Genomic DNA, 18,909 nt, shown 5'->3' with positions numbered 1-18,909 from the left:
GCTGCCGCAGATCACCTGCTGGTGGTGCGGGGAACGTCCGCATTAGCATCCGATGATGATCACGCCGGCAGACAAGCCCTTCCACGATGCGGTGCGCCGAGCTGACGTCGGCTGGCTGGCCGGCCATCTTGACGCGCAGCTCTGCCCGCCGGCCGTTTTCGGACGCCTCATCCGGCACGACGATCCCCGCATTCGGCATCTGGGCCTGGTCCTTCTGACCGAGCGGGTCACGTCGGGCCGGACGGGTGACGACCCTGAGAAGGCCGAACTCGCGGGGCTGCTGCCGGTATCGGTGGAGGGACCGCCGGAGGCGGCGCTCGTCCTGGCGCGGCTCCATGAACGACTGGGGCCGTATCGCCAGGGGCTCCGCCGGCCGTCGTGGCGTTCGGCCGGGCTCCCGGCGCGGGTGCAGATCGCCTGGCTGCGCGCTGAGCTGATCAACGAGCCCACGTTGATCCGGAAGGAACCGCGGGGCGAACTGCTGTACCAGGCCGTGCGGGAAATGACCGTCACCCGCGCGCACCGGCCCGGGCACCTCGTGAACGAACTGGCCGACAGCGGTGACCCGGTGCTGCAGGCCGCGGCGCTGCAGCTGGCCCGGCAGGGGCTGCACGCCGGTCTGCTGGCCCCCGCACTGGTTCGCGAGTGTGCGATCCGCCTGCTCGGTGCCGACAGTGCGGCCGTCGTCGCCGACGTACTGGGTGAACTCGCCGCGCCGTGGGCCGCGTTGGCGCCCTTGCCGCAGGGACTCCTGTCTCCCTTTCTCACGGCCGACTCGGTGATCACACGGCCCGAGGCGGCCGATGCCGCAATCGCGGCTGCCGTCCATCACGGGCACGGTGGCCTGCTGCGGCAGGTCGTCGACGATCCGGATCTGCCGCCGGGTCTTCGCCGGCGCGGGATGGAACTGCTCGGTGACCTGGCGGACCGTGGGGACATAGGCGCGTTGACTGCCATCGCCGCACGGGACCCCCTGCTGTTCGGCGGCCCGGCGGTGACGTGCCTGCGCGGGCTCCACCGGCGGGGGCACTTCCCGGACGACCCGCACGTCCCGTCCATCATCGGCCTGGCGCTGGCCGATCACTCCATCCCGCCCCACGAGGTCGCGACGATCCTGTACACCTGCCGACAGGCGGTGCTGCGCGTGCTGGTGGATGCGGACGCCGACGATCCGAGCTGGCCGCGGCGGCTCACGCTGCTGGTCGCCCTCGCCGGACAGGGGACGGGGGAGCTGCCGATCGGGGACGCGATCACACGGGTTCTTCCCTCGGCTCCCGTGCCAGGGCCTTTCCTCGACGCGATCCGCGCCTTGCGCCACGAGGATGCCGAAGACGCCGTGATCGCTCTCCTGCCCTCCGCTCCGGCAGCGGCCCTGGATGCTCTGAAGGCCATCGGCGGTCACCGGACGACGACGGCGCTGAGGGAAGGGCTCGGTCTCGCCACGGCGGAGAGCGTGGGCGTGATCGCGCCGCATCTCCGCGCGGTGCGCAGCCGCGCCCTCGAGGTGCTGTGGCATCTGACCCACGACCCGTCACAGCGACGTGCCATCCTCGTCCGTCTCGATCCCACCGATCTGCCGACCCGCATCGCGGCGGATCTCGGTGGCCCTGACGAGCACGAACTGGCCCTCCTGGGTTCCCATCTGGACCCGGACGAGCCGGTGGCGGCACTGTGCAGACTGGCCACCCACGGCGGCGCCGGCACGCTGCCGGTCATCGCGGACCTGCTCCTGCGCATCGTGGCCGAACTGGCGGCGTCGTGGGAGCCGGGCGGAGCCGCCCCGCGACTCGACACCGGACGGCCGGCCGGGGAGCCCGTCGAGCCCGTCGTACCCCAGGAGATCCTGGATGCCGTACACGGCCTGGGCCGTCGTCTCCACAGGCGCGGACGGATCAGGCCGTCCTGCCTGCTCGATGCGGCGACTGAACAAGAGGCCGGACACGCACTCGTCGCGACCATGGGTCTGGATCTGCTGGACCGGCCCGGCCTGTCGGCCGGCGAGCAGGCGATCCTGCTCGAACTCCTGCTCCGGGCCCCCTACGCGCGCACCCGTACGCGGGCGCACCGCCTTCTGCGGCACCGCGACCGGCACGTCCGCAAGCACGTGCTCGCGCTGCTCGCCCGCGACGCCACCGGGGACGACGCGCAGGCATTGTCGGCGACCTTGATCGCGCTGACCGCCGCACAGGACATCCAGACCGTTCGGCAGGCGCTGCTCGCACTCGGCCACGCCCGGGCCCGCTGGGCCTCCGCCGCGATCGCCGCATGTCTCGACCATCCGAACATGAACATCAAGAAGACCGCCGCCGAGGTCCTGGTCCGCGCGGGCACGCCCGTGGCGGTACCGGCACTGCTCTTCTGGCTCGGGCGTCACGACAACCCGGGCCTGCGCGGCTCGCTCGTCGAGGCGCTGCGCGCCGTCCTCGGCGACGCGTACGTGGCGACCGTCCTCGCCGCCGCCGAACACAGCGAAGACGGCCGCGCCCGCGAACTGCTGCTGGAAGGCCTCGACCGCACACTGCCGGCGGCCTCGGTCCTCGCACTGGCCGACCAGGCATCACGGGTCGCACCGACCCTGCTCGCCCTGGTGGCGACCGGCCGGGTCGGCCTCGCTTCCGGGACGATCGAGGAGCTGTCGCCGGCCATGGCCGAGCACGGGATCACCCCGCCCGCCACGCCGGGGCCGGCGGTGGACGGCGGAGCGGACCGGGACCTCAGGTCGCTGGCGACGGAGGGCTGGAACCCGTCGGTCGCGCTACGCGTCGCCCAGAGGCGTGAGCAGCCGCACCCCACCCAACTGCGGGCCCTGCGGCCCATGCTGCCGGACTGGCTTCGCCTGGCCGGCTGCGAACCCGCTGCACGAGGTCGCGTACTGGCCCTCGTCCTCCGGCTCTGCCCGGCACCGTGGACGACCGAGGAGCTGACGGCCTTCGCCCGGTCCCACGGCGTCCTGCTCGACGGCCTCGCCGAGGCCCCGGCCCGAGACCGGAACGAGCTCATCGCGGTACTCGAAGCGGTCGCGCCGACTCTGGCGGCGGCTCTGAAGCCGGCAGTCGCCGACGCGGTGCGCGCGCTGCCCCCTGCGCCCGGGGGCCGGTCCCTGCTGACGCTGCTCCGCCGGCTCGGCGCGGTGCTGGTCCGCGCCGACCTCGAGCAGGCACTTGCTTCGGCGCGGCTGGGTGCCAACCCCTGGCAGGCCGAGACCGCTGTGCTGCGGGACGCGTTCGCCGCGCCTGCCGCCCCTGCCGCCCCTGCCGCGCCGGCCGAAGCCGAGGCGTGGCGAGCCGCACTGGACGCGGCGGTGCGCACGCCGAGCACCCTGGAACGATTCCGCCGACTCCCTCCCGGGCCCGAGGGCATCCCGGACTCCCGGGACCGCCTGAGCACACTGATCGATGTCCACGCCTCTGCCGGCCCCGAGGTCCGCGCCGCCCTCATCGACTGGATGACGGACATCCAGCCGCTCGACGCACCACCCTGGACCATCACCGAGACCACGTACCCGCGGACGCCGCGACCGCGGGCGGTACACATCGACGACCTCGACCAGCCCCGTTCGACCGCACTGCGGGAGCGCCTGCTGACCATGCTGCAGGCACCCGCTCCGGATCACCGGCACACTGCGGCCCTGGCGCTCCTGGAGTGGCCCGAGCCCGAGGCCAGGCTTCCCGTGCTCCGGGCGTTTCTGCAAGGCCGCATCGACGTACCGGTCGGTATCGACCTGGCCCACACGCTCAACGCCGTCGGCGAGACGGAACTTCGCGCGGATGACGTCCTGCACGACAGGGTCGCCCTGGCGGCGGGCCGGCTCGACCCGGGGGACCTGGAACCACTCATTCCGATTTTGCTGGACTGGTGGGAGCACGACCCGCCGGCCGGCAGCTCCGCAGCCGGACGGGCGCTGCGCCGGGCCCCCTCCGACGTACTGGCGGAGCATCTCGGCGACCGGCTCGACGCCGGAGCCTGGGGGTTCCTCGACCTGCTCCGCGGGCGTCCCCTGCTGCGCACCCCCGCGCTGGTGCGGACCTGCCGCCGGCTGCGTGCCGAAGGCCGCGACGACCTCGCGGACGGCCTGCTCCTCGTCGAGGGTCCGCTGCGCCACCCCGACGCCGTACGGCAGGACGCCGCCGCGCTGGCCGCCCTCCGCGACCGTGCCCCGGCCGCCCCGCCGGCACCGTCACGAGCCCCGTCCGGGCAGCATCTCCTCGACCTGGCCCGCACCGGCGACCCGATGCGGATACGCCGAGCGCTCACGCGACTGGCCGAGGAACACCGGGTCCCCGGCCCGGACCAGGACCCCGGCCTCCGGGACCTGATCGGCGAGTTGCTGCATCACCCGAAGCCGAAGGTCCGCCTGCACGCCCACCGCACCTCGCGGGCCGTGCTGGACCGGCAGACCTACCTCCGCCACACGACGATCCTGCTGGACGACCCCCAGCCGGACCTGGTGCGCACGGCGATCCGGACCCTCTCCCACGCGAGTTGGGCCCCCGCGATCCCCGCCCTGACCGGGCTGCTGGAGCACCCCCACCCCACCGTCCGCAAGGCCGCGGCCGAGGGACTCACCGTCATGGGCACGTCGTCGATCCCCGCCCTCAGACACGCCGCCGCCCACGTCCGCCCCGACAGGCGATCCCTGTACACAGAGGTTCTCGGACAGATCACGACCGCCGAAGCCGAATGACGCCCTCCCGGCCTGCCGGCTATGGCCAGTCGCGCTTCTCGAAAATGACGTAGAGGCTGACGCAGACGACGGCCATCAGCAGGACCGCGAAGGGGTAGCCGCCGGCCACTTCAACTCCGGCATGTCCTCGAAGTTCATGCCGTAGATGGTTCCCACGAGTGTGGGAGCGGTCACTCCCCAACGGGGGTATTTCGGGCGCCGGCGTGAACGTGCAGCGGAGCGGAAGCGGCCCACCGGCAAACTCGCGCGCACCTCATGCCGTTGCCCGATTACGTGGGTTTGGACAGCATGTCCGTCGCCTGGGTGTATGCGAGCACGTCCGTCACCACCACGGACGGAAACCTCAGCAGTGCTCTGCACAACTACACCCAGGGGTCCAACGGCGAGTGGAACGCCGCGATGCGGCAATTCTGCGGCGCTGTCTGGGGTGCGAGCGGGTGGGGCCAGAGTCGCGAGGGTTATGAGTGGAGGGGGAGGAGTTTCGCGGTCGGCTTCTCCCTTGAGGTGGACGAGGAGGCGATGAACGCGGCGGTCGAGGCGTACAACAACCGCGTGCGCCGACAGGTCGCTGAGCTCAGCAAACTGCACGAAGCCCTGGATGAGGCATATCTCAGTGCTCCCACGTTCCGGGCCGAGTCGGCGCGGGCGGAGTCCTTCGGCGCCCGAGCTCTGACCGATTTCAAGAACGATCCGCTCTACACGGTGGCGGGGGACGACGAAAGCAATCACAAATACCCGATCGACCTTGCGAACCTGGAGGGCATTATCGGGTCCCATGTGGTGGACAAGCAGGTGGGAAAGACGGATGAGCAACTGGAACAACGGCTGCGGGACCAGCAGATCGTCAGGCCTTCCGGCATCCGACCCGAGGCCGTTTCGGCGTTCGGGAGCCTTGCAGACGCGTAGCGGTATACTCAGGCGGCTCTGGATGAACCGCTCGAGGGTAACCCTGGACCCAACTCGTCACGCTCACTCCTCCTGACGACGAACGACGTTGTGGGAAGGTCGTGGGACCGGGGCGACACCGCCGCGCGTGACGTGACCATTGTGTGGGTCGTTCTGAGACCCAACCCGGGGAGCCACTCGCCGTTCGTCGTTCTCACTTCCATGCCCACCGACAGACCCGGCACCCATAGTGTGCACTTGGAGAACCGGGGTAAGGCCCGTGACTCAGATTGACGCCACCTCGTGGAGCCGTTCCCTGCGGGCCCTTTTCGGGGAGGGCATGTTCGCGGCCGTGGGGGCGCGGTGGCGCGATGGCTGGAGCCTGGACGCCCTCGACGTCATGCGGCTGCGGACGGACGATCCGCGTGGCTGGTCGAAGGTTGCCGCGGCACCGGGAGGGGGCGATCACGGCACCGGCCCGGACAGCCCGTTCAGTGCTGTTACGCCAGGAGACTTCAGCACGGTCTTCCCTGTGTCCAGGAGGGGCGCCGAACAAATCCTGGCCACTCTCCAGGGCGAGTGGTTCCAAACAGAGGACATTCCGGATTTCGATGCACAAGAGGCCGAGCTGACCTCGCACGCGAGAACGATCCTGGAAAGATTCGGAGAAGACGCGCTGTTTTTCACCAATGCGGCGACGGCGCGAGAGAATCCCCATGCCGATATGTTCCGTCGCGAGGGTGCCTATGAGGGCTTCACCAGCCACGTGATGGATTGTGGTGTAATCGCTGTCTCCGCCACGGAAGTCGGCATCTTCTGGGGCTTCACCATCGACTGAGGATCTCCCGTGCTGCGTGGTGGACTTGGGAGCTGGGGTCGCGCTCGGTGGCGTGGTCGCCGCCCTTGCGGGCGTTCAGGGCTTGTGCCTGGCGCGCAGCGTGAGCGGAACGGGCGTGCGGGTGCCGGCCCTGGCCAAGCGGCCGCCCGGTTCCCCCATTACCGTTTTGGCGCCCCGCAATGGGGCGCCGCGCCTCCCGAGTTGGCATGACTGTCCCCCCTGTCGAACGCATGGCCTGGGGGGTGGCGTCACCGGCTCCTGAGGCATCGACAGACCGCTGATGAGGGGCATGACCACCGGCTTCTTCGCAAGTCGGGAGGCTCTTCGTCATGTGGATGGGGCGATCGGTGCCGTGGGACGGCCGGGTATGGGGACGACCGGAGGACGCACGCGATCGACGTCAGTGACATCGGCGCCTTCCTCGGCCTGGACGTCGGCAAGGGCGAACACCACGCCACCGCCGTCACCGCGGCCGGGAAGAAGGCATTCGACAAGCGGCTGCCCCACAGTGAACGCAAGCTCCGCGAGGTGTTCGGGAAACTGCAGGCCAAGCACGGAACCGTGCTCGTCGTGGTCGATCAGCCGGCCTCCATCGGCGCCCTGCCGTCGGCCGTCGCGCGTGACATGGGCTGCCCGGTCGCCTATCTCCCCGTGCTGACGGTGCGGCGGATCGCCGATCTCTACCCGGGCGAGGCCAAGACCGATGCCCGCGACGCCTCCCTGACTGGAGAACTGGGTAGACAAGTTTGTGGACGTCTATTCTCCCCAGCCGCTCTCCAGGGCACGTTACGCGCTCGATTTTTTGACGGTACAGATGCAAATCCAATAGGCGAGCGCTGCGGTGAGTTGCTCAGTCTAGAGCCAGTCCCGACGTTTGAAGATGAGGTACAAACTGATGCAAACTGCCGCCATCAGGGCAACTGCGAAGGGGTATCCGAGCGCCCAGCGCAGCTCTGGCATGGCTTCGAAGTTCATGCCATAGATCGTTCCAACGAGTGTGGGTGCAAACAGAATTGCCGCCCAAGCGGAAATCTTCTTGATCTCCTCGTTCTGTTCGAAGCCGGCTTCGGCCAGGGCGCGCATTTCGGCGTTCTGTTGTTGGGAGACCAGGGTGGCGTTGACCGTCAGGATGTCCGTCAGGGCCTGGCGGAAGCCGTCGACGCGTTCGCTGGTGTGGGTGACGTGGTCGGCCACGTCGCGGAGGTAGCGCTGGAGTTCCTCGTCCGTGCCGTACTTCGCGAAGCCGGCCATCAGGCCGTGGAGCATGCCGACCAGGGGGCGGGTGGCGCGCTGGAACTCGACCATTTCGCGGGAGAGTTCGTAGATGCGGCGGGAGACCTCCGGTTCGCCGCGGAAGACCTCCGTCTCGATCTCGTCCATGTCGTTCTGGACGCCCGCGACCACCGGCGCGTAGCCGTCGACCACCGCGTCGAGGATCGCGTACAGGGCGGCCTCGGGACCGAGGGAGAGGAGCTCCGGGGTCTCCTCCATGCGCCGGCGGACCGCGGAGAGGTCCGGGGCGGCGCCGTGGCGGACCGTGATCAGGAAGTCCGGGCCGACGAAGATGTGCAGCTCGCCGAACTCGACCTCCTCCGGGGCGTCGAGGTAGCGCGCAGCACGCAGGACGACGAAGAGGGTGTCGCCGTAGCGTTCCAGCTTGGGGCGCTGGTGGGCCTCGAGGGCGTCCTCGACGGCGAGCTCGTGGAGGTTGAACTCGGCGGCGAGGGAGTGGAGCTCGGGCTCGGTGGGGCGGTGCAGGCCGATCCAGGCCATGCCGTCGGGCTGGTCGCGCAGCTGGCGGAACGTCTCCGCGAGGGTCGCGGGGGAGGCGATGCGCCGGCCGTCGCGGTAGACGGCGGAGTCGATCACGCTGCGGTGGTTCGGACGAGGGGCCGGCGCGGGTTTCGGGCCGGCCGGCGGGGAGGCGGGTGGCGTGGCGGGCGGGGAAGTTGCGGGCGGGGGAGTGGGGCGGCGCCATCCCGGGCGTTTGCCGGACGGCGAGGGGCGGCGGTCTGGGCGCTCCGGCATCGCAGGTCAGCTCCCGGTCGAACGTGCACTTCGGGTGATCGAAGGATATCGGGCCTCGGGCCCCCCGGTTGAGGACCGTATCTGTCCGCAACCGGGGGTAGCTTGCTGTCCATGGCCTCCCGGACCGCGCATCCCGTACTCGGCACCCGTTCCCTGAACCGTGCCACGCTCGCCCGCCAGTTGCTCCTGAGCCGCGCCGCAACGTCCGCGCAGGACGCCGTCGCGCACCTGCTCGGGCTCCAGGCGCAGAACGTGAAGCCGCCCTACTTCCAGCTGCACGCCCGGCTCGCCGGATTCCGGCCCGCCGAGCTCGCGGAGCTGATGGAGTCCCGGCGGGTGGTCCGGATGGTCACCATGCGGTCCACCATCCACACCCACACCGCGCACGACGCGCTGACCCTGCGGCCGCTGGTCCAGGGCGCCCGGGACCGGGAGGTCAACTACTTCCGCAAGGGCCTCGTCGGAGTGGACCTGGAGCGGCTCGGCGAGCTCGCGCGTGCGTTCGTCGAGGCCGCACCCCGCACGATGGGCGAGATCCGCGAGGAGCTGCTCACGCAGTGGCCGGAAGCCGATCCGCAGGCCCTGTCCGTTGCCGCGCGGTGCCGGCTCCCGCTTGTCCAGGTCACGCCCCGCGGGGTGTGGGGACGCAGCGGGCAGGTACGGCTCACCACCGTGGAGCAGTGGCTCGACACGCCCGCTGCACCCGCCGCACCGGCCCCGCAGGCCGTGGACGACGTCGTACTGCGCTACCTCGGCGCCTTCGGGCCCGCCTCCGTCAAGGACATGCAGGTCTGGGCCGGCCTGACCCGGCTGCGGGAGGCCTTCGAGCGGCTGCGCCCGCAGCTGGCCGTCTTCCGCGACGTGAACGGTGTCGAGCTGTTCGACCTGCCCGACGCGCCCCGGCCCGACGCCGGCACACCGGCACCGCCCCGCTTCCTCCCGGAGTTCGACAACCTGCTGCTCTCCCACGCCGACCGCACCCGCGTGGTCGCCCCCGAGATCAAGGGGCGCACCTGGACGGGGAACCAGGCCCACTGCACCCTCCTCGTCGACGGGTTCCTCGCCGGGCTGTGGCGGCTCGAGGAGGGGACGCTGACCGTCGAGCTCTTCGGGAAGGCGTCGAAGAAGGACGAGGAAGAGATCGTGGCCGAAGGGGAGCGGTTGATCGCCGACATGACGGACCACGGCGGCCGCGGGTCCGTGCGCTTCGGGTCAATCAGCGGCTGACGCCGCTCTGGTGGGGCGTACGGCAGGCACGGCACGATGCCTCCCATGACGCACAACAGCCCCGAGAACGCCCCGAATACCGAGCACGCCGAGAGCCCCGGGCACGCCGACCCCGGCTTGATCAACAGCGACGCCACCGCCGCGTTCCTGGCCGCGCGCGACTTCCTGCTCGAACGCCGCGGCGACTACGAAGCCGCCCGCGCCGGATTCACCTGGCCGCGGCCCGAGCGCTTCAACTGGGCCCTGGACTGGTTCGACCGCATCGCCACCGGAAACGCCGCCGACGCCCTGCGCATCGTCGAGGAGGACGGCACCAGCAAGTCCGTCTCCTTCGGGGAGCTGGCCGTACGGTCCGACTCCGCTGCCAACTGGCTGCGCGACCAGGGCGTCGCGGCCGGCGACCGGGTCCTGGTCATGCTCGGCAACCAGCGCGAGCTGTGGGAGGTCATGCTCGGCGCGATGAAGCTGCGCGCCGTCGTCATCCCCGCCACCCCGCTGCTCGGAACGGCGGACCTGCGCGACCGCATCGAACGCGGCCACGTGCGGCACGTCGTCGTGCGCGCCGAGGACACCGGCAAGTTCGACGAGGTCCCCGGCACCTACACCCGGATCGCCGCCGGAGCGGACGTACCCACCGGCTGGCGCCGGCTCGAGGACATGTACGGGGCCGACGCACACTTCCGGCCAGACGGCGAGACGCTCTCCACCGACCCGCTGATGCTCTACTTCACCTCCGGGACCACCGCCCGCCCCAAGCTCGTCGAGCACACGCACGCCTCGTACCCCATCGGGCACCTGTCCACCATGTACTGGCTCGGGCTGCGCCCCGGCGACGTGCACCTGAACATCGCCTCGCCCGGCTGGGCCAAGCACGCCTGGTCCAACCTCTTCGCCCCGTGGAACGCCGGCGCCACCGTGTTCGTGCACAACTACACCCGCTTCGACGCCGACCGGCTGATGGCCGAAATGGACCGGCACGGCGTGACCACCTTCTGCGCCCCGCCCACCGTCTGGCGGATGATGATCCAGTCCGACCTCACCAAGCTCCGCACCCCTCCGCGCGAGGCCGTTGCCGCGGGCGAGCCGCTCAATCCCGAGGTCATCGAGAAGGTCCGCGAGGCCTGGGGCGTCACCATCCGCGACGGTTTCGGCCAGACCGAGACCACCCTGCAGGTCGGCAACTTCCCCGGGGTCCCCGTCAAGCCCGGCTCGATGGGGCGCCCGGCGCCCGGGTACGAGATCGTGCTCCTCGACCCGGTCACCGGCAAGGAGTCCCCCGACGAGGGCGAACTCTGCGTGGACCTGCGCAGCCGGCCCGCCGGGGTGATGACCGGCTACCGGGACGACCCGGAGCGCACCGCCGAGGCCATGGCGGACGGGCTCTACCGCACCGGTGACATCGCCTCGCGCGACGAAGCCGGGTACCTCACCTACGTCGGGCGCTCGGACGACGTCTTCAAGGCCTCCGACTACAAGATCAGCCCGTTCGAGCTGGAGAGCGCCCTGCTCGAGCACGAGGCCGTCGCCGAGGCCGCCGTGGTCCCGGCCCCCGACCCGCTGCGGCTGGCCGTGCCGAAGGCGTACATCGCGCTCGCCGCCGACTGGGAGCCCGGGCCGGAGACCGCGCGGGCGCTGTTCGCGCACTCCCGCGCGGTGCTGTCCCCCTACAAGCGGATCCGCCGCATCGAGTTCGCGGAGCTGCCGAAGACCGTGTCGGGCAAGATCCGCCGGGTGGAGCTGCGGGAGCTCACCGCGGCCGGCTCGGGCGCGGAGTACGACGAGGCCGAGCTCGGCTGAGCCCGGCCCTCGTACCGTCGGGGGCGGCCGACCGTGGGGTCGGGCCGCCCTCCGTACGGCCGGGCGGGGCTAGGCCGGCAGCTGCGCCTCGATCGCGGCGATGACCTCGGGGGACTCGGGCTCGGTGCGCGGGCGGAAGCGCGCCACGACCTCGCCGGCCGGGGAGATCAGGAACTTCTCGAAGTTCCACTGGATGTCGCCCGCCTCGCCGTCGGCGTCCGGGGTCTTCACCAGCTCCCGGTACAGCGGGTGCCGGTTCTCGCCGTTGACCTCGGTCTTCTCCAGCATCGGGAAGGTCACGCCGAAACCGGCCGCGCAGAAGGTCGCGATGTCCTCGGCGTTGCCGGGCTCCTGCTCGCCGAACTGGTTGCAGGGCACGCCGACGACGGTGAAGCCCTTCTCCTCGTACGTGAACTGCAGCCGGGCCAGTCCCGAGTACTGCGGGGTGAGACCGCACTGCGAAGCGGTGTTCACCAGCAGGATCGCCTTGCCCTTGTGGGCCGCCAGGCTGGTGGGCTCGTCGGACAGGGTGGTCAGCGGGATGTCGTACAGGCTCATCGGGCTCCTCGGCAGGGAAAGGGGCAGGCCCGCAGGCAGGCAAGCGGGCACGCACGCAGGCAGCCAACGGATACGGATGTGTGTTCCGAGCCTACGTCCTGCCCGGGCAGGTCTGATCGGCAAGACGCCCCATGCCGGGCCGCTCTGGCCACGCCCTGGCCACGCCCCTGACTACGCCCCCGAGTTCACCAGCCGGTCCGCCGGGTCGTTGACGGGCTGCGGCATGCCCGTGAGATCCATGACGAAGAGCGGTATCCCGAGGTCGTCCGCGCGGGAGCGGGCGTCCTCCGTATACCCCGCGAGCGCGAAGTAGACGCTGGTCGCGGAGGCCGTCAGGCCGTTCAGCCAGACGCACTCCACGGCCCGCAGTCCGGCCGGAGCGGTGGTCGGGTCCACTTGCGCCACCAGCCCGGGGGCCCGCAGGTCCACGGCCGCGGAGGGGATGGGCCGGCCGTCGGGCTGCCGGACGTCCTGGAAGCCGAGCCACCGCAGGTACAGCGCGGCCGCGGCCACCGCGTCCCGGGCGGTACGGATGGTCACCGGGCGGAACGCCGGCCGCGGCACCGGCGCCGCCGAAGGCTGCCCGGGGACCGGCGCCGGGGCCGACCCGGCCGCCCCGGCACCCCGGGCCGACCCGTCCCGGCCCGGGGTGCCGGGCGCGCCCGCCATGCCCGGCCACCCCGGACCCGCCTCCCGAGCGTCCCCACGTACGCCGGGCCGCGGAGGCAGCCCGTCCCGTACGCCGCTCCCGGGCGTGATCCCCGGCCCCGGCCCCCTCCCCGTCTCGGGCTCCACCGGGTGCACCGGGATCCGCACCACCGTCCCGCACGAGGCGCATCCCAGCTCGGGATGCGGCCACTCGCTCACCCGCCCGCACGCCGTGCACCGCACCGCCACCCAGGTCTCCGACCAGGTGCGGTGCGTCAGCGGCACGGGCGGCGCCGCGAGGTCCAGGGGCGGGACGACCGGGCTTCCGCAGGCGCACGGGAAGACCGGGGCGGCGTAGCCGTTCTCGCGCAGACATGCCGGGCAGCGCACCGGTACCGCTTCTGCCATGGCTACTGCGCCCCCTCCGTCGCTGTGCGTGGGTCCATGCTCCACCACCTGCCACCGGCGGGTGGGCATGCCCTCGATTTTCCCCCGGATTCGGCCGGGTCCCGGTGGTTCGTACAACTCGCTTGTGCGAGACGCGGCATTTGGTGTGTTCCGGGGTGCGGAAGCTCCTTGACGTGCGGGGACTGGCCGCTTAGCTTGTTCCGTATAGCAGAACAAAACTTCCGGATTGTGGAAACGCCCCGGGAAACAGTCTGACCGCCAGACCCGCAGGAGAACTCGATGCCTCGTATGACAGCCGCCGCCGCTGCAGTGGAGATCCTCAAGCGCGAGGGCGTTTCGCAAGCGTTCGGCGTGCCCGGCGCTGCGATCAACCCGTTCTACCGCGAGCTCAAGAACGTGGGTGGCATCAACCACACCCTCGCCCGCCACGTCGAGGGCGCCTCGCACATGGCCGAGGGCTACACCCGCACCAACGCGGGCAACATCGGTGTCTGCATCGGTACGTCCGGCCCCGCCGGCACCGACATGATCACCGGCCTGTACTCGGCCATCGCGGACTCCATCCCGATCCTGTGCATCACCGGTCAGGCTCCGGTCGCGAAGCTCCACAAGGAGGACTTCCAGGCCGTCGACATCGCCTCGATCGCCAAGCCGGTCACCAAGGCCGCGACCACGGTCCTCGAGGCCGCGCAGGTCCCCGGCGTCTTCCAGCAGGCGTTTCACCTGATGCGCTCCGGCCGTCCGGGCCCGGTCCTGATCGACCTCCCGATCGACGTCCAGCTGACCGAGATCGAGTTCGACCCCGACCTGTACGAGCCGCTGCCCGTCCACAAGCCGGCCGCCACGCGGAAGCAGGCCGAGAAGGCCCTCCAGTTCCTGCTGGAGTCCGAGCGTCCGCTGATCGTCGCCGGCGGCGGCATCATCAACGCCGACGCCTCCGACCTGCTGGTCGAGTTCGCCGAGCTGACCGGCGTCCCGGTCATCTCCACGCTCATGGGCTGGGGCACCATCCCCGACGACCACGAGCTCGCCGCCGGCATGGTCGGTGTCCAGACCTCGCACCGCTACGGCAACGCGACGTTCCTCGAGTCGGACTTCGTCCTCGGCATCGGCAACCGCTGGGCCAACCGCCACACCGGTTACAACCTGGACGCGTACCTCGGCGACCGCAAGTTCGTCCACGTCGACATCGAGCCCACCCAGCTGGGCAAGATCTTCGCCCCGGACCTCGGCATCGCCTCCGACGCCAAGGCCGCGCTGGAGATCTTCATCGAGGTCGCCAAGGAGCTCAAGGCCGAGGGCAGGCTGCCCGACTTCAGCGCCTGGGTCGCCTCGCACCTGGAGCGCAAGGCCACGCTGCAGCGCCGTACGCACTTCGACAACATCCCCATGAAGCCGCAGCGCGTCTACGAGGAGATGAACAAGGCCTTCGGCCCGGAGACGCGTTACGTCACCACCATCGGCCTTTCCCAGATCGCCGGCGCGCAGATGCTGCACGTCTTCAAGCCGCGCCACTGGATCAACTGCGGCCAGGCCGGCCCGCTCGGCTGGACCATCCCGGCCGCGCTGGGTGTCGCCACCGCCGACCCGCAGACCCCCGTCGTCGCCCTCTCCGGCGACTACGACTTCCAGTTCATGCTGGAGGAGCTGGCGGTCGGCGCGCAGCACAAGATCCCGTACGTCCACGTCCTGGTGAACAACGCCTACCTCGGCCTGATCCGTCAGGCGCAGGGCGGCCTCGGCATCAACTTCGAGGTCAACCTGGAGTTCGAGAACATCAACGCCCCGGAGCTGGGCGTCTACGGCGTCGACCACGTCAAGGTCGTCGAGGGCCTCGGCTGCAAGGCGATCCGCGTCACCGACCCGAACGAGCTGGGTGCCGCCCTCGAGGAGGCCAAGAAGCTCGCCGCCGAGTACAGCGTCCCGGTGGTCGTCGAGGCCATCCTGGAGCGCGTCACCAACATCTCGATGAGCAAGACGGTCGACATGAGCGACGTCACCGAGTTCGAGGAGCTCGCCACCGAGCCGGGCCACGCCCCGACCGCGATCCGCCCGCTGTCGGTCTGAGCCCCGAGCCGACAGTAGCGGCTGCACGTTGCGGCCCCCGTCCCTCCACGAGGAGGAACGGGGGCCGTTCTGCATGCCCCACCGGGCCGGCCCTGGCCTCCGTACCCTCCGCGCGGCTCCTGCCCCGTAGGGCTTCGGCATACTGCTCCGATGGACAGATCAAGGGCCTCGTGGCGCAACACGACGCACGACTGGGCAGGTTCCGTGGACGCCGGCCATCTTGCCCACATCCGCGAGAACCAGGCCGTGTTCGCCCCCGGCGGGTTTGCACACCTGATCCTCGAAGCCGTCGCGTACGCGGCCGACGAGGCGCAGTGCACCGGCGGGGGGCGTTGTACGGTCACGCTCCACGGCGACGGCTCGGTGTCCGTGGCGGACGAGGGCAGGGGCACCGACACCCGGCCCGACGAGCACGGCCGGCCGGTCAGGAAGCCGATCATGGCGACGAAGGACCTCCGGTTCTTCGATCACCCGGCCTCGCAGATCCTGCCCGACGGACGCCCGCGGCGCGGCATGTCCGTCGTCGCGGCGCTCAGCGAGTGGCTCGTCCACACCAACCGCCGGGCGGGCGGGGCCTGGATCCAGCGCTACGAGCACGGCGTTCCTGCGACCGACCTGATGCCGATCGTCGGTGACGGTACTACCGGTACCACCGTCCACTTCAGCCCCGCCGAAGCCCTGCGCACGGCGACCGGACCCGCCTCGGACGAACTGGCCGCGCTCACCACGCAGTGGCCGCACCTGTCCGTCCACATCATCGACCACCGGGCATGACAAAGCGCCGAGTCACGGGACCGTCCGTGACTCGGCGCTTTGGGTTTGACCGCCCGACGGTACGAGGCTGGCGCGACAGGACATTCGCATCGCCGGGCGGAGTCGGAGTGGGGGACCCTGTGCGTGGCCCCCGTATATAAGGAGTGGCTGGGACCGCGACGGGCGGTGACGAGAGCTTCGGCTTCGTCTCCCTCAGGTCAAGAGACGGGCCTCGGCCCCCATTACCACCGCACTGGCTCACACGCCCGTCGCGGCCCTCGTCCGGCCCTTACCGCGTACCACCCCTCATCCGGGTCCGCGGTTCGGGCTCGGCACCGGGGACCTGACCTCCCGCCAGGTCCCCGGTGCAGCTATGGGCTCAGGCGTCGCGCAGGGCGCGGACGGCCTCCTCGACGCGCTTGCCGTAATCGGCGTCCGCGGCGTGGAAGTGAGCCAGGTTCTTCTCGATGACGTCCTCGAGGGTGACCTGAGACAGGCCGCCGGCGATGTTCGCCACCAGGCGCTGCTTCTCGGCCTCCGACATCAGGCGGTAGAGCTCACCGGCCTGGAAGAAGTCGTCGTCCTTGGTGTGGGCCGGGGCCTCGTGGGTGCCCGTGTAGCCGGAGACGGCCTTCGGGGCACCCAGCGCCAGACCGGTCTCGGCCGGGCCCTGGTACGAGTTGGGCTCGTAGTTCTTGTCGTGGCGCGAGCCGTTGCGCAGCGCCATGACGCCGTCGCGGCCGTAGTTCTCGGCCTTCGTCGCCTTCGGGGCGTTGACCGGCAGCTGGGTGTGGTTCACACCGAGGCGGTAGCGCTGGGCGTCGGCGTACGCGAAGAGACGGCCCTGGAGCATCTTGTCCGGCGAGGCGGTGATGCCCGGGACGAAGTTGTTCGGGGAGAACGCGGACTGCTCGACCTCGGCGAAGACGTTGTCCGGGTTGCGGTCGAGGACCAGGCGGCCCACGCGCTGCAGCGGGTAGTCGCTGTGCGGCCACACCTTGGTCAGGTCGAACGGGTTGAAGCGGTACTCCGCGGCCTCGGCGGCCGGCATGATCTGGACGTACAGGGTCCAGCTCGGGTTCACACCGCGCTCGATCGCCTGGAGCAGGTCGGTCTGGTGGCTGTTGCCGTCCTTGCCCGCGAGCTCGGCGGCCTGCTCCGACGACAGGCAGCGGATGCCCTGGTTCGTCTTGAAGTGGTACTTGACGAAGAAGGCCTCGCCCTGCTCGTTCGTCCACTGGTACGTGTGGGAGCCGTAGCCGTTCATGTGGCGGTACGAGGCGGGTATGCCGCGGTCACCCATCAGCCAGGTGATCTGGTGCGTCGCCTCGGGGGCGTGCGCCCAGAAGTCCCAGACGTTGTCCGGCTCCTGCTTGCCCGTGAAGGGGTCGCGCTTCTGGGAGTGGATGAAGTCGGGGAACTTGATCGGGTCCTTGATGAAGAACACCGGGGTGTTGTTGCCGACGAGGTCGTAGTTGCCCTCTTCGGTGTAGAACTTCAGCGCGAAGCCGCGCGGGTCGCGGACCGCGTCCGCGCCACCCAGCGAGTCGGCCACGGTGGAGAACCGCAGGAAGGTCTCGGTCTTCTTGCCGACCGTGTTCAGGAACGCGGCGCTGGTGTACGCGGTGACGTCGTCGGTCACCTCGAAGTAGCCGTACGCGGCCGAGCCGCGGGCGTGCACCACGCGCTCCGGGATGCGCTCCCGGTTGAAGCGGGCAAGCTTCTCGAGCAGCTGCTGGTCCTGGATCAGCAGCGGGCCACCGACGCCGGCGGTGGCGGAGTTCTGGTTGTCGGCGACCGGGGCGCCGGACTCGGTCGTCAGCGTGCGCTTCGACATGGTGACCTTCCGTACGGGAACCTGCTGACGGAAAGCGTATTCCGTCATGCGGAACAGCCTAATTTCAGGCCGAACGCAGCGTCAACAGTTTGTTGAACAAAGATGGAGAGAGGTGATCCGGACGGTGCCGGCGCTTGGGCGCGACAGGACAGGTGTCAGCACCGGCACCATCCGGAAACTCAGGCCCCCGGAGGGGGGGAGGGGCGGCGGCCCGGCGAGCGGGCCGCGGGCTCAGATCTGGGCGCCGGAGAGGCGCTCTACCGCGCGCAGCAGGGCCGAGTGGTCCAGGCCGCCGTCACCCTGGGCGCGCAGCGAGGCGACCAGCTGGGCGACGACCGCGCCGACCGGGAGGGCCGCACCGACGTTGCGGGCGGCGTCGGTGACGATGCCCATGTCCTTGTGGTGCAGGTCGATCCGGAAGCCGGGCTTGAAGTCGCGGTTCAGGAAGTTGTCCTTCTTGCGGGTCAGGACCGTGGAGCCGGCCAGACCGCCGTTGAGGACGTCCAGGGCGGCCTGGAGGTTCACGCCCGACTTCTCGAGGAAGACCACGGCCTCGGCGCACGCCTGGATGTTCACCGCGACGATGAGCTGGTTGGCGGCCTTTACCGTCTGGCCGGAGCCGTGCGGACCGCACAGGACGATGACCTTGCCGAGCGCCTCGAGGATCGGCAGCGCCGCGTCGAAGTCGGCCTGCTCGCCACCCACCATGATCGACAGGACGGCCTCGATGGCGCCGGCCTCGCCGCCGGACACCGGGGCGTCGATGACGCGGATGCCCTTCTCGGCGGCGTTCTTCGCGAGGTCGATCGAGGTCTGCGGGGTGATCGACGACATGTCGATGATCAGCGCGCCGGACTTCGCGTTCTCGAGGATGCCGTTCTCGCCGTACGAGATGGCCTCGACCTGCGGGGAGGCGGGCACCATCGTGATGATGACGTCGGCGTCCTTGACGGCCTCGGCGATCGAGCCGGCGGCGGTGCCGCCGGCGGCGGCCAGGCGGTCCAGCTTGTCCTGCTCCAGCGTGAAGCCGGTGACCGGGTAGCCGGCCTTCAGGAGGTTCTCGGCCATGGGGGAGCCCATGATGCCGAGCCCGATCCAGGCGATCGACGGGAGCGCAGCGGGGTTGCTCATGATGAGGGTCCTTCTCTTAATGCTTTGTACGAAAAGTGCGTGACGTGC

Annotated in this window: 12 protein-coding genes and 2 pseudogenes; 8 read left to right on the top strand and 6 right to left on the bottom strand. The window is 70.4% G+C overall.

The features are described 5' to 3' along the window. Window positions 1–55: 55 nt before the first annotated feature. The gene (locus IF09_RS0107330) at window positions 56–4,684 is read left to right on the top strand and encodes a HEAT repeat domain-containing protein (RefSeq protein WP_030293122.1); all 4,629 of its coding nucleotides are present in this window, start codon (window positions 56–58) and stop codon (window positions 4,682–4,684) included. Window positions 4,685–4,703: 19 nt separating this feature from the next. On the opposite strand, the pseudogene IF09_RS42645 reads toward IF09_RS0107330, so the two are convergent. Then, window positions 4,704–4,852: pseudogene (locus tag IF09_RS42645) on the bottom strand (CorA family divalent cation transporter); the annotation flags it as partial. An 87-nt stretch (window positions 4,853–4,939) separates the two neighbouring features. Between IF09_RS42645 and IF09_RS0107320 the strand changes: the two are divergent. The 3 genes and pseudogenes from IF09_RS0107320 to IF09_RS42640 all read left to right on the top strand — a co-directional run. Then, window positions 4,940–5,590, top strand: a complete 651-nt coding sequence (locus IF09_RS0107320) for a hypothetical protein (protein ID WP_030293120.1) — start codon at window positions 4,940–4,942, stop codon at window positions 5,588–5,590. A 259-nt stretch (window positions 5,591–5,849) separates the two neighbouring features. Continuing rightward, a complete protein-coding gene (locus tag IF09_RS0107315) occupies window positions 5,850–6,407 on the top strand; it encodes a hypothetical protein (RefSeq protein ID WP_030293119.1) in 558 nt (185 codons plus the stop codon). Between the two features lie 393 nt (window positions 6,408–6,800). After that, a pseudogene (locus IF09_RS42640) lies at window positions 6,801–7,148 on the top strand (IS110 family transposase); the annotation flags it as partial. Window positions 7,149–7,262: 114 nt separating this feature from the next. Here IF09_RS42640 and IF09_RS0107305 read toward each other — a convergent pair. After that, complete coding sequence (locus IF09_RS0107305) at window positions 7,263–8,435, bottom strand: magnesium and cobalt transport protein CorA (RefSeq protein WP_078613106.1); 1,173 nt, start codon at window positions 8,433–8,435, stop codon at window positions 7,263–7,265. 111 nt (window positions 8,436–8,546) lie between these two features. Between IF09_RS0107305 and IF09_RS0107300 the strand changes: the two genes are divergently transcribed. Together IF09_RS0107300 and IF09_RS0107295 are read left to right on the top strand one after the other, a co-directional pair. After that, window positions 8,547–9,662 carry a winged helix DNA-binding domain-containing protein gene (locus IF09_RS0107300; protein WP_030293116.1) on the top strand — a complete coding sequence of 372 codons (1,116 nt, stop codon included), beginning with the start codon at window positions 8,547–8,549 and terminating at the stop codon, window positions 9,660–9,662. A gap of 45 nt (window positions 9,663–9,707) precedes the next feature. Beyond that, a complete protein-coding gene (locus tag IF09_RS0107295) occupies window positions 9,708–11,459 on the top strand; it encodes an AMP-binding protein (protein ID WP_078613105.1) in 1,752 nt (583 codons plus the stop codon). 69 nt (window positions 11,460–11,528) lie between these two features. Here IF09_RS0107295 and IF09_RS0107290 read toward each other — a convergent pair whose 3' ends face one another. Together IF09_RS0107290 and IF09_RS0107285 are read right to left on the bottom strand one after the other, a co-directional pair. Beyond that, entirely contained in the window at window positions 11,529–12,017 is a 489-nt protein-coding gene (locus tag IF09_RS0107290; RefSeq protein ID WP_030293114.1) for a glutathione peroxidase, read from the bottom strand. A gap of 171 nt (window positions 12,018–12,188) precedes the next feature. Then, window positions 12,189–13,073, bottom strand: coding sequence for a hypothetical protein (locus IF09_RS0107285; protein ID WP_030293113.1), 885 nt, complete (start codon window positions 13,071–13,073; stop codon window positions 12,189–12,191). A gap of 279 nt (window positions 13,074–13,352) precedes the next feature. Here IF09_RS0107285 and gcl point away from each other — a divergent pair, with 279 nt between their 5' ends. Together gcl and IF09_RS0107275 are read left to right on the top strand one after the other, a co-directional pair. Beyond that, window positions 13,353–15,140: a glyoxylate carboligase gene (gene gcl / locus IF09_RS0107280; RefSeq protein WP_030293112.1), complete on the top strand. Its 1,788-nt coding sequence runs from the start codon at window positions 13,353–13,355 to the stop codon at window positions 15,138–15,140. A 150-nt stretch (window positions 15,141–15,290) separates the two neighbouring features. Beyond that, complete coding sequence (locus IF09_RS0107275; protein WP_030293111.1) at window positions 15,291–15,914, top strand: ATP-binding protein; 624 nt, start codon at window positions 15,291–15,293, stop codon at window positions 15,912–15,914. 358 nt (window positions 15,915–16,272) lie between these two features. On the opposite strand, the gene IF09_RS0107270 is transcribed toward IF09_RS0107275, so the two are convergent. Beyond that, window positions 16,273–17,730 (bottom strand): catalase, encoded by a 1,458-nt coding sequence (locus IF09_RS0107270; protein WP_030293109.1) that lies wholly within the window; start codon window positions 17,728–17,730, stop codon window positions 16,273–16,275. A gap of 231 nt (window positions 17,731–17,961) precedes the next feature. Continuing rightward, the gene (locus IF09_RS0107265) at window positions 17,962–18,861 is read right to left on the bottom strand and encodes a 2-hydroxy-3-oxopropionate reductase (protein WP_030293106.1); all 900 of its coding nucleotides are present in this window, start codon (window positions 18,859–18,861) and stop codon (window positions 17,962–17,964) included. Between the last annotated feature and the right edge of the window lie 48 nt (window positions 18,862–18,909).

Origin of the sequence: Streptomyces katrae (assembly GCF_000717655.1) — a bacterium.
GTDB classification, from domain to species: domain Bacteria; phylum Actinomycetota; class Actinomycetes; order Streptomycetales; family Streptomycetaceae; genus Streptomyces; species Streptomyces katrae_B.
Note: the sequence above shows the minus strand (reverse complement) of the source record. Positions and strands in the feature narration are given on the sequence as shown.

Coding starts and splice junctions, on each gene's coding strand:
- IF09_RS0107330 (WP_030293122.1), top strand. CDS start 56: ATGATCACGCCGGCAGACAAGCCCTTCCACGATGCGGTGCGCCGAGCT.
- IF09_RS0107320 (WP_030293120.1), top strand. CDS start 4,940: ATGCCGTTGCCCGATTACGTGGGTTTGGACAGCATGTCCGTCGCCTGG.
- IF09_RS0107305 (WP_078613106.1), bottom strand. CDS start 8,435: ATGCCGGAGCGCCCAGACCGCCGCCCCTCGCCGTCCGGCAAACGCCCG.
- IF09_RS0107300 (WP_030293116.1), top strand. CDS start 8,547: ATGGCCTCCCGGACCGCGCATCCCGTACTCGGCACCCGTTCCCTGAAC.
- IF09_RS0107295 (WP_078613105.1), top strand. CDS start 9,708: ATGACGCACAACAGCCCCGAGAACGCCCCGAATACCGAGCACGCCGAG.
- IF09_RS0107290 (WP_030293114.1), bottom strand. CDS start 12,017: ATGAGCCTGTACGACATCCCGCTGACCACCCTGTCCGACGAGCCCACC.
- IF09_RS0107285 (WP_030293113.1), bottom strand. CDS start 13,073: ATGGCAGAAGCGGTACCGGTGCGCTGCCCGGCATGTCTGCGCGAGAAC.
- gcl (WP_030293112.1), top strand. CDS start 13,353: ATGCCTCGTATGACAGCCGCCGCCGCTGCAGTGGAGATCCTCAAGCGC.
- IF09_RS0107275 (WP_030293111.1), top strand. CDS start 15,291: ATGGACAGATCAAGGGCCTCGTGGCGCAACACGACGCACGACTGGGCA.
- IF09_RS0107270 (WP_030293109.1), bottom strand. CDS start 17,730: ATGTCGAAGCGCACGCTGACGACCGAGTCCGGCGCCCCGGTCGCCGAC.
- IF09_RS0107265 (WP_030293106.1), bottom strand. CDS start 18,861: ATGAGCAACCCCGCTGCGCTCCCGTCGATCGCCTGGATCGGGCTCGGC.